Origin of the sequence: Nocardia sp. NPDC005745, from assembly GCF_040630775.1 — a bacterium.
In the GTDB taxonomy this organism is placed as follows: domain Bacteria; phylum Actinomycetota; class Actinomycetes; order Mycobacteriales; family Mycobacteriaceae; genus Nocardia.
The window spans coordinates 1-9,568 of the sequence record NZ_JBEXYF010000069.1 but is presented as its reverse complement, the minus strand read 5'-3'; the positions used below and the strand labels follow the sequence as shown (position 1 = coordinate 9,568).

9 protein-coding genes and 1 pseudogene are annotated in these 9,568 nt (G+C 67.0%); 8 read left to right on the top strand and 2 right to left on the bottom strand.

Features of this window, described 5'->3' with window-relative positions; all coding sequences use genetic code 11:
* Window positions 1–120 precede the first annotated feature (120 nt).
* The gene (locus ABZ420_RS35510; protein WP_357132443.1) at window positions 121–1,227 is read right to left on the bottom strand and encodes a class II histone deacetylase; all 1,107 of its coding nucleotides are present in this window, start codon (window positions 1,225–1,227) and stop codon (window positions 121–123) included.
* A 244-nt stretch (window positions 1,228–1,471) separates the two neighbouring features.
* Between ABZ420_RS35510 and ABZ420_RS35505 the strand changes: the two genes are divergently transcribed.
* Window positions 1,472–2,230, top strand: a complete 759-nt coding sequence (locus ABZ420_RS35505; protein WP_357132441.1) for a dienelactone hydrolase family protein — start codon at window positions 1,472–1,474, stop codon at window positions 2,228–2,230.
* Between the two features lie 60 nt (window positions 2,231–2,290).
* Here the strand turns inward: ABZ420_RS35505 and ABZ420_RS35500 are convergent, their stop codons facing one another.
* Window positions 2,291–2,626, bottom strand: coding sequence for a metalloregulator ArsR/SmtB family transcription factor (locus ABZ420_RS35500; RefSeq protein ID WP_357132448.1), 336 nt, complete (start codon window positions 2,624–2,626; stop codon window positions 2,291–2,293).
* Between the two features lie 127 nt (window positions 2,627–2,753).
* Between ABZ420_RS35500 and ABZ420_RS35495 the strand changes: the two are divergent.
* From ABZ420_RS35495 to ABZ420_RS35465, 7 genes and pseudogenes are all read left to right on the top strand, one after another.
* A pseudogene (locus ABZ420_RS35495) lies at window positions 2,754–3,401 on the top strand (energy-coupling factor ABC transporter permease); the annotation flags it as partial.
* A 48-nt stretch (window positions 3,402–3,449) separates the two neighbouring features.
* Window positions 3,450–3,836: a PDGLE domain-containing protein gene (locus tag ABZ420_RS35490; RefSeq protein WP_357132445.1), complete on the top strand. Its 387-nt coding sequence runs from the start codon at window positions 3,450–3,452 to the stop codon at window positions 3,834–3,836.
* The gene (gene cbiQ, locus ABZ420_RS35485) at window positions 3,837–4,598 is read left to right on the top strand and encodes a cobalt ECF transporter T component CbiQ (protein ID WP_357132438.1); all 762 of its coding nucleotides are present in this window, start codon (window positions 3,837–3,839) and stop codon (window positions 4,596–4,598) included.
* Window positions 4,595–5,314, top strand: coding sequence for an energy-coupling factor ABC transporter ATP-binding protein (locus ABZ420_RS35480; protein WP_357132435.1), 720 nt, complete (start codon window positions 4,595–4,597; stop codon window positions 5,312–5,314). Before cbiQ ends, ABZ420_RS35480 begins: the two co-directional genes overlap by 4 nt.
* 142 nt (window positions 5,315–5,456) lie before the next feature.
* On the top strand, window positions 5,457–6,962 hold the full coding sequence (gene prpD / locus ABZ420_RS35475; protein ID WP_357132432.1) for a 2-methylcitrate dehydratase PrpD: 1,506 nt from the start codon (window positions 5,457–5,459) through the stop codon (window positions 6,960–6,962).
* Entirely contained in the window at window positions 6,959–7,873 is a 915-nt protein-coding gene (gene prpB / locus ABZ420_RS35470) for a methylisocitrate lyase (RefSeq protein ID WP_357132429.1), read from the top strand. Before prpD ends, prpB begins: the two co-directional genes overlap by 4 nt.
* Window positions 7,873–8,997, top strand: a complete 1,125-nt coding sequence (locus tag ABZ420_RS35465; protein WP_357132426.1) for a bifunctional 2-methylcitrate synthase/citrate synthase — start codon at window positions 7,873–7,875, stop codon at window positions 8,995–8,997. The genes prpB and ABZ420_RS35465 overlap by 1 nt, the downstream gene beginning before the upstream one ends.
* Window positions 8,998–9,568: the final 571 nt, after the last annotated feature.

Here is a 9,568-nt window from a genome sequence, read left to right as displayed (position 1 = left end):
CCCGGCATGTTCGCCGACGAACAACCCGCACCCCTCAGCGCACCCGCCCACCAGCAACTGCTGGCCTTCCTCGGCCGACAACGACTCGACTGACCGTCCGGTGAGCTGCCGCGGTCGGCGCTAGAGCTCGGCGACCAGGTCTGCCGCCGCTTCGATCGCGGCGGCCTCGTGGTCGAGCAGGACGTCGCCGCCTTGCGTCGTGACGATCGGGGTGTACGGGTCGTCCACGAATTCTTCGCCGAGCAACTCGCGCAGCACCGCGAGCCCGCAGAACGGGACGTAGTGCGGGCTGTAACCGCCTTCTTGCACGAACGCGATCCGGCCCGCGCAGGTTTCGGCGGCGATGTCGAGCATCCGCCGGGTCAGCTGCCGGAAGCCGCCGCTGGTGACCATCTGCCGAGCCAGCGGATCGAGAATGCTCGCGTCGAAACCGCAGGCCACGATGATCAACTCGGGGGCGAAGGCGCGGAGCGCGGGCTCGACGACCCGGTCGATCGCGTGCAGATAGGCGGCGTCCCCGCTGCCGGGTGGAAGCGGCACGTTGAGCGCGTAACCGTATCCGGCGCCCGCGCCGCGCTCTTCGCGGTAGCCGGAATCCGGCGGGAAACACAGATGCTGATGGATCGAGAGGGTCAGTACCGACGGATCCTCGTACCAGATGTCCTGAGTGCCGTTGCCGTGGTGGACGTCCCAATCTACGACGGCGATCCGCCCGACGCCGAGCACGTTTTTCGCATAGGCGGCGGCGATGGAGACATTGTTGAAGATGCAGAAGCCCATGCCGGTGGCGCGGGTCGCGTGGTGCCCGGGCGGATTGACCAGTGCGTAACCGTTGTCGACCGTCCCCGCGAGCACATGCTCGACGAGTGCGATCGCGCCGCCCGCCGAGAGCGCGGCGATCTCGTATCCGCCTTTCCCGAACGACGAGACACCGTCGCCGGCGTCCCCGCCTTTCGGAAGCAGATTCTCGGCCTTGATCCGCTCCAGATGGTGCGCGGTATGCACCCGCAATATGTCGGCCTCGGCGGCGGGGGCCGCTGTTATCGAATGCAGCTTGTCGAGCAAGCCCGACACCGAGACCAACTCGTGAAAGCGCCGTTTGGTGTCGGGGTGCGCGAGGTGATGCCCGATCGGCTGAAGGCCTGCCGTGGCGTCGGAGGGGAACAGGCTTCCGCTGCCGGTGTCGGCCCAGCCGTAGAGGGTGTTCCACACGTATCCAGTTGTCATGGTGAACTCCTAGCAGTCGGCGGACCACCACACCGTCCACCTACATCCGATGCGCCTCAATGGACGCTCGCGCTCATTACAGGCACAGCAGCCACCACGCCGCAACCGCAGAGCTTGCCATCCGTGGCGGCGGCAACTGTGCTGAAAACGTGTCGGGCAGCGCTCGAAACGGATCGGAAGGGCGAGGTATGTCTCCGATTATGTGGTGGCGACGAGCCGGGCGACTTTTCGATACAGTCATGTCGTGGCATTCGAGATCACGGCCGAACAGATCGACATCATTCAGCACGACGCGATGCCCATGGCGGCGTATATCTCTCGCCCGGCTCGACCGGGCGACTACCCGCTGGTCCTCGTCGGAGCGGAATTATGGGGCCTGACGAATGAGGTTCGGGCCGTCGTCCGTGATGTGGCCGCGCTGGGGTATGTGGCGATCGCGCCGAACCTGTACCACCGCTCCGGTCCCGACACCTCAACCGGTATCGAGGAGAGCGATGCCAATCGGGCCCATGCGTTCGAACTGCTGGGCCGGTTGACCCGGGACGGGGTGGAGGCGGATCTGCGCGCCGCCGCCGACTATGCCCGAGAGCATGCCGGTGCCGCTGACCGGATCGGCATGCTGGGCTTCAGCCTCGGTGGGCATGTCACCTATTTCGCGGCGACCCGGCTGCCGCTGCGCGCCGCGGCGATCTACTACCCAGGATGGCTGGCCGACCCCGGAACGGCGTTGAGCGTTCCGGACCCGCTGTTGGCGGCGACCTCGCGGATCACCGCGCGCCTGACGCTGTTCTTCGCCGAGCAGGACCATGTCATCGATGCCGACCAGCGGCGCCGGATCGGGGAAGCGCTGTCGGCGGCGTCCGTCCGGCACGAGGTAGTCGTGTATCCCGGTGCCCGCCACGCCTTCTTCTTCCCCGGCCGCGAGCCCTATGACAAGCAAGCCGCCGACGATTCCTGGCAGCGTGTGCGCGAACTCTTCGCTGCCGAATTGAGCACCAGCTGATCCCGCGGTCCCTCGCCGGGTAGCGCACCGCGGCATCACCCGCAGCGTTCGTCCCAAGTTCTACAGCGCACTCGGCTCCGAGGCGTGGGTGGCGCCGATCCAGTGCAGAAGTCGATGAATCGTTTCGTCCGCGAGGCGGTAGCGCACGATGCGGCCACTCTTGGATGCGGTGACCCACCCCTGGTGACGCAACTGGCGCAGGGCGTGTGAGGCGGCGGTCGCCGTCATCCCGACCGTGGCGGCGAGTTCGGTCACGCTCTGGCCGGGGGTGTGGTGCAGGCACACCAGCAGCCGCAGCCGATTGGCGTCGGACAGCAGGTCGAATCGGTGTGCCCAATGCTCGACGCTGGAGACGTCCAAGCCGAGCCCGGCGGGCCGGGCGTGTTCGGAACCCAGCGGGTCACTCGTAGCCACTGCTCTACTCTGCCGTTGTCTGCTCGGCGAAGCCAAATATTGCGGACACCCATATATCGGTCCAGTTGAACATATATGGCGTGTATCGTTTCCCGAGGTGAGGGAGACCATGTCGGCGATGCATATGAGCGACGGCATCGTCGACGCACCCACCTCTGCGGTATTCGCGGTCGTCGCCATCGCCGGGCTGGGATTCGCGGCGTGGCGCGCGCGTGCCGAACTCGATGAGCGTGCCGCTCCGATGGCCGGTCTGGTGGCCGCGTTCATCTTCGCGGTGCAGATGGTGAACTTCCCGATCCTGCCGGGCGTGAGCGGGCATCTGCTCGGTGGCGCGCTCGCCGCGATATTGGCCGGGCCCTATGTGGGTGCGCTGTGTGTGGCGATCGTGCTCGTCGTGCAGGCACTACTGTTCGCCGACGGCGGGTTGACGGCGCTGGGTACGAACATCACGAATATGGCGTTGCTCGGGGCAGCGGTGGGCTATCTCGTCGCGCGCCGGTTGCTGCCTTTCGCGCCGAGACGCGGCGGGGTCGGTGTCGTCGCGTTCGTCGCCACGTTGGCCGCGACCATCTGTGCCGCCATGGGTTTCGCTGCCGAGTACGCCATCGGTGGGACGGCGGGATCCACTGCCGGCGCGGTGACCTGGTACATGCTGGGCACCCATGCATTGATCGGCATCGGGGAAGGCATCATCACCGCGATCACCGTCGTGGCCGTAGTCAACGCCCGCCCCGACCTCGTCTACCTTCTGCGTGCCGCCGATCGGCCGAAAACGCGTGCGCGGACGCCGCGCGCCGCACTATCGATGAACGGATTCCTGTTCGGATTCGCCGCCGTCGCGGTACTTGTCGCGGGCCTGCTCTCGTACCTGGCGAGTTCGCGACCCGACGGTCTCGATGCCACGACACGGCGCGGCTGTACCGTGGTGCAGGTCGACGGCAACGAAGAACTGCGCGGCGAGTGCATCGCGCGGAACGCGGACGATCACGCGTTGGCGGATTCGCCGCTGGCCGGGTACACGATCGACGGCGATGACCGGCTGACCGGGGTCGCGGGCATTCTCGGAGCCGCCGCCGCTTTCGCCGCGCTGTTCGCCGTGGTGCGCATCATCAGGGCAGGCCGATCGAATGGCACTGGGGGCGAACGTGTTTCGAATGGCGCAGCCGAGTCGCCCGAACCGGAGTCCAGCTAGGTGTCCACCGTCAGCCATCGGCTGCACCTGCCCGGCAGTTCGCCGGTGCATCGGACTCCGGCCGAGGCGAAGATCGTCTGCGCCGTGCTCACCGTCTTCGCGGTGGTCGCGACACCGAGGGACATGTTCTGGCCGTTCGCCGTCTATGCGGCCGGATTGCTCGTCGTCTGGCGCGTGGCGCGGATTCCGCCGCGGTGGATCGCGCCGCGGCTGCTGATCGAAATGCCCTTCGTCGTGCTGGCGATTCTGCTGCCGTTCTCGGCCGGAGAACCCAGAACGACCGTCTTCGGACTGTCGCTGTCGACGACGGGTGTCCACGCCGCATGGGGAATCATCGCGAAAGGTTCGATCGGAGTGGGTGTTTCCCTGACCGTCGCGGCTACCACGAGCGTGCGCGAGCTGCCGGGCGGACTCAGCAGGCTCCATGTGCCCGGCATGATCGTCACGATCGTCGTGCTGATGCTGCGGTATGTGGACGTGATCGCCGACGAGGCGGCCCGCATGCGCGTGGCGCGGATCTCGCGCGGAGACGACCCGCGGACGATACGTCAGATCGGTGCCACAGCGCGCGGCCTCGGCAGCCTGTTCCTGCGATCCTACGAACGAGGCGAACGGGTTCACCTGGCGATGCTCTCGCGCGGGTTCACCGGCACGATCATCGATTTCGGCACGCCTCCGGCCACCTGGAGGCAATGGATCTTCTCCTGTGTTCCCGCCTCGGCCGCGCTCGGTGTCTGTGTCGGCGCCTGGATCGTCCGGTGAGCGAGTCGACGGCCCCCGCCGTACGTCTGGCCGGTCTGACCTTCGCCTACCCGGATGGGACCGGGGCGTTGCGCGGGGTGGATCTCGACATCGCCCGCGGCGAACGGGTCGCGGTTCTGGGCCCCAACGGCGCGGGCAAATCGACACTGATGCTGCATCTCAACGGTGTGCTCAGCGCGACATCGGGCGAGGTGTACATCGGCGGCACCCGCGTGGACCGAACCACCGTGCGCGCCGTACGCCGACGCGTCGGCGTCGTCTTCCAAGACCCCGACGACCAACTGTTCATGCCGACCGTCGAACAGGATGTCGCGTTCGGACCCGCCAACTTCGGCATGCGCGGCGAAGACCTCGCCGAGAATGTGCGCTTCGCGCTCGCCGCCGTCGGGATGACCGATCGAGCCGACCGCTCCCCGGCCCGTCTGTCGCTGGGCGAACGCCGCCGCGCCGCGCTGGCCACCGCCCTGGCAGGCCGCCCGGAGGTGCTCGTCCTCGACGAGCCCGCGGCAAACCTGGACCCGGTCGCCCGCCGAGAACTCGCCGAGATCCTGCTCACCCTGCCGACGACACTCGTCCTGGTCACCCACGATCTGCCCTACGCCCAGCGCGTCTGCGAGCGCGCCGTCATCCTCGACGACGGACGCATCGTCGCCGACGGGCCGATAGACGAGATACTCGCCGATACCCAGCTCCTTGCCGCACATCGCCTCAGCTGAACGGCCGGAGAACTTTCGCAATCTACGCATATTCGCTGATTCCGGCACGCAAATATCGGCATCTGCGAGGCATTTCGAGCCGTTACGGGCGTGAGTAGCGTGCGAATCGGAAACCGGAAATCGACGTTCGGAGGCGCACCCCGTGATAAACCACCTCGTCCGCACCCACCGCTCCGCCGAGCACTTCCCACGCGAGCAGCATCTCGCGTGGCGGATCGCCGAGGTTGCCGCGGATCCGGTGGCGGTCACGCCGGAGACCGAGCAGATGATCGTCAACCGGATCATCGACAACGCGGCGGTCGCGGCCGCGTCGGTGACCCGCCGTCCGGTGGCCAACGCCCGGGCACAGGCGCTGGCGCATCCGTATCGACCGGGCGCGACGGTGTTCGGTGTGCCGGGCCGGTTCTCGCCGGAATGGGCGGCCTGGGCGAATGGTGTCGCGGTACGCGAGCTGGATTTCCACGACACCTTCCTGGCCGCGGAGTACTCCCACCCCGGTGACAACATCCCGGCGATCCTGGCGGTGGCCCAGCATGCCGGCCGCAGCGGCCGGGACCTGATCCGCGGGCTGGCGACGGGTTACGAGATCCAGGTGGATCTCGTACGTTCGATCTGCCTGCACGAGCACAAGATCGACCACGTGGCCCATCTCGGTCCCTCGGTGGCGGCCGGTATCGGCACGCTGCTCGCGCTGGACACCGAGACCATCTACCAGGCCATCGGCCAGGCGTTGCACACCACCACCGCGACCCGCCAGTCCCGCAAGGGGGAGATCTCGAGTTGGAAGGCCTACGCGCCCGCCTTCGCCGGAAAGATGGCGGTGGAGGCCGTGGACCGCGCCCTGCGTGGCGAGGGCGCCCCGTCGCCGATCTGGGAGGGCGAGGACGGTGTGATCGCCCGGCTTCTCGGCGGACCCGAGAAGGAATACTCCGTGCCGCTTCCCGGCCCGGGCGAGCCCAAGCGCGCGATCCTCGACACCTACACGAAGGAGCACTCCGCCGAATACCAGAGCCAGGCGCCGATCGACCTGGCTCGGCGGATGCGCGAGCGGATCGGTGACCTGGACCGGATCGCCTCGATCGTGCTGCACACCAGCCACCACACCCACGTGGTGATCGGCACCGGATCGGGCGACCCGCAGAAGTTCGATCCGACCGCGTCGCGGGAGACCCTGGACCACTCGGTCATGTACATCTTCGCCGTCGCCTTGCAGGACGGCACCTGGCATCACGAGCGCTCCTACGCGCCCGAGCGCGCGCGGCGCCCCGACACCGTCGATTTGTGGCGCAAGATCTCCACCGCCGAGGACCCGGAGTGGACCCGTCGCTACCACTCGACCGACCCGAGCGAGAAAGCCTTCGGCGCCCGCGCGGAGGTCACGTTGAACAGCGGTGAGGTGATCGTCGACGAGCTGGCGGTGGCCGACGCGCATCCGCTCGGCGCGCGCCCCTTCGCCCGCGACGAGTACATCGCCAAATTCCGGACGCTGACGCAGGGCATCATCGATCCCGCCGAGCAGGACCGCTTCCTGGAAGTCGCGCAGCGCGCGGCCGAGTTGTCGGCCGAGGAGTTGGCACAGTTGAACTTCTCGGTCTCCGACCGGGTGCTCGCACGGGCGCCGAAGCTGCCGGAAGGGCTGTTCCGATGACCGGCCTGCTGGCCGCGGCGACCTCGGCCGCCGACAAACGCGCCGCATTCCGCACGGGACTGACCTCCGGAACGATCCAGCGATTCCCCGGCGCGTTCAACCCTCTGGTGGCCGCCCTGATCCAGGAGATCGGCTTCGAAGGCGTCTACGTCTCCGGGGCGGTCGTCTCCGCCGATCTCGCTCTGCCCGATATCGGGCTCACCACACTGACCGAGGTCGCCGGACGCGGCAGGCAGATCGCGCGGGTCACCGACCTGCCGGTGCTCATCGACGCCGACACCGGCTTCGGCGAACCGATGAGTGCCGCACGCACCGTCTCGATTCTGGAAGACGCCGGAATCGCCGCCTGTCACCTCGAGGACCAGGTGAATCCGAAACGGTGCGGTCACCTCGACGGCAAGGCCGTGGTGACGACCGAGGCGATGGTGCGCAGGCTCAGGGCAGCGGTGTCCGCGCGACGGGACCCGAACTTCGTGATCTGCGCGCGCACCGACGCCGCAGGAATCGAAGGCATCGACGCCGCGATCGATCGGGCGAACGCCTACGGCGACGCCGGCGCCGACCTGATCTTCACCGAAGCGCTGCGGACGGTCGCCGAGTTCGAGAAGTTCCGGTCCGCCGTCTCGATTCCTCTGCTGGCCAACATGACCGAATTCGGCAAGTCGGAGCTGATCCCGGCGGCCACTCTGCAATCCATCGGCTACAACGCGGTGATCTACCCGGTGTCGACGCTGCGACTGGCGATGTTCGCAGCAGAAGCCGGATTGCGCGAAATCTTCGAGCAAGGGACACAGGCGGGCCTGCTGGATCGGATGCAGCACCGCAGCCGCCTCTACGAACTGCTGCGATACGAGGCCTACAACGAATTCGACTCCGACATCTTCAATTTCGCTCCGGGAAGGAACCCGTGATGACGGATACCGCGATACCGGCCATCAGCAAAGGTCTGGCAGGGGTGGTCGTCGACACCACCGCCATCTCGAAGGTGGTGCCCGAAACCAACTCCTTGACCTACCGCGGCTACGCCGTCCAGGATCTGGCCGCCCACTGCGGCTTCGAGCAGGTGGCCTACCTGCTCTGGCACGGTGAACTGCCCACCGACGCCGAGCTGGAGAGGTTCTGCCAACAGGAGCGGGCATGGCGGCGCGCCGACCGGTCGCTACTGTCGCTGGTGGCAAAGATGCCGGACAACTGCCACCCGATGGATGTGGTCCGCACCGCCATCAGCTACCTCGGCGCCGAAGATCCTGCCGAGGACGACAATTCGGCGAGGGCCAATCGCGCCAAAGCACTTCGCATGTTCGCGGTCCTACCGACCATTGTCGCGGCCGACCATCGCCGTCGCCACGGTCTCGACCCGGTCGCACCACACTCGCACCTGGGGTATGCCGAAAACTTCCTGAACATGTGCTTCGGCACCATCCCGTCGCGCGAACTGGTGAAGGCGTTCGAGGTGTCGTTGATCCTCTACGCCGAGCACAGTTTCAACGCCTCCACCTTCGCGGCTCGGGTGGTCACCTCCACGCTGTCGGACATCTACAGCGCCGTCACCGCCGCCATCGGCGCTTTGAAGGGGCCGCTGCACGGCGGCGCGAACGAGGCGGTCATGCGCGACATGCTCGAGATCGACGATCCCGCGCTGGCCGAGAAGTGGCTGCGCGACAAGCTGGCCGAGAAGGAAAAGATCATGGGCTTCGGCCACCGCGTCTACAAGAACGGCGACTCCCGGGTACCCGCCATGAAGAAGGCCTTCCTGGATATCGCCGCCGCGACCGACGGCCGGAAGTGGGTGCGGATGTACGAGATCCTCGAACGCGCGATGAACGAGGCCACCGGCCTCGCGCCGAATCTGGACTTCCCCACCGGCCCCGCCTACTACCTGCTCGGCTTCGACATCGAGGTCTTCACCCCGATCTTCGTGATGAGCCGCATCACCGGCTGGACCGCGCACATCATCGAACAAGGCGAGTCGAACGCACTGATCCGCCCGCTGAGCGCATACATCGGAGTACCACAGCGCTCGGTCGTCGCCTGAGCCCTTTCGCGCGGTACCGACGGTTCGCGCGCGGTCCCGACGGTTCGCGGGACAGCACGGCGCCCGGCCCGGTTCGCCGAACACAGTCTCATCGGGCATACCCGGCCCCTCTGCCGACCTGGTGAGCGGCGTAGGTCCGGGTGGTTGGTGACGGGGCGGGTGGCCGAGTCGTCCTCACAGCATTATGTGACTCGAAATTATCCAATGCAAAGCAAAGGTCGGAGGCGGAACCTGTATCCGTTCCGTCGAGTCTTCGGGAGAGCGGTCCGCGCCCGCCTCTCGCCCAAGCCGAAGTCAAAGCCGCCTCGAGGGGCCACTTAGGCCGCACATCGGCCGCCTCGCCGACTGGAGCGTAAAGGTTACGACCGCTCCTGAACACAACCGGGACAGAAGCTAGAACCTGTGCTAAGTTAATAGCCATTCTGATCGATAGGACAGGCGTTGGCACTCTCGCCGCCGCGTCCTCGCGATCCCGTCCCGGCTCAATGAGGAGTGGTGTTGTGATGGATGGTTTCAGTAGGCGTGAGGCGTTGCGGGCTGGTGGGGTGTTGGGGGCGGTGGGTGCGTTGTC

Excerpts from the sequence above, each read along its gene's own strand:
- ABZ420_RS35510 (WP_357132443.1), bottom strand. The coding sequence starts at position 1,227 with ATGACAACTGGATACGTGTGGAACACCCTCTACGGCTGGGCCGACACC.
- ABZ420_RS35490 (WP_357132445.1), top strand. The coding sequence starts at position 3,450 with ATGAACGGATTCCTGTTCGGATTCGCCGCCGTCGCGGTACTTGTCGCG.
- prpB (WP_357132429.1), top strand. The coding sequence starts at position 6,959 with ATGACCGGCCTGCTGGCCGCGGCGACCTCGGCCGCCGACAAACGCGCC.
- ABZ420_RS35465 (WP_357132426.1), top strand. The coding sequence starts at position 7,873 with ATGACGGATACCGCGATACCGGCCATCAGCAAAGGTCTGGCAGGGGTG.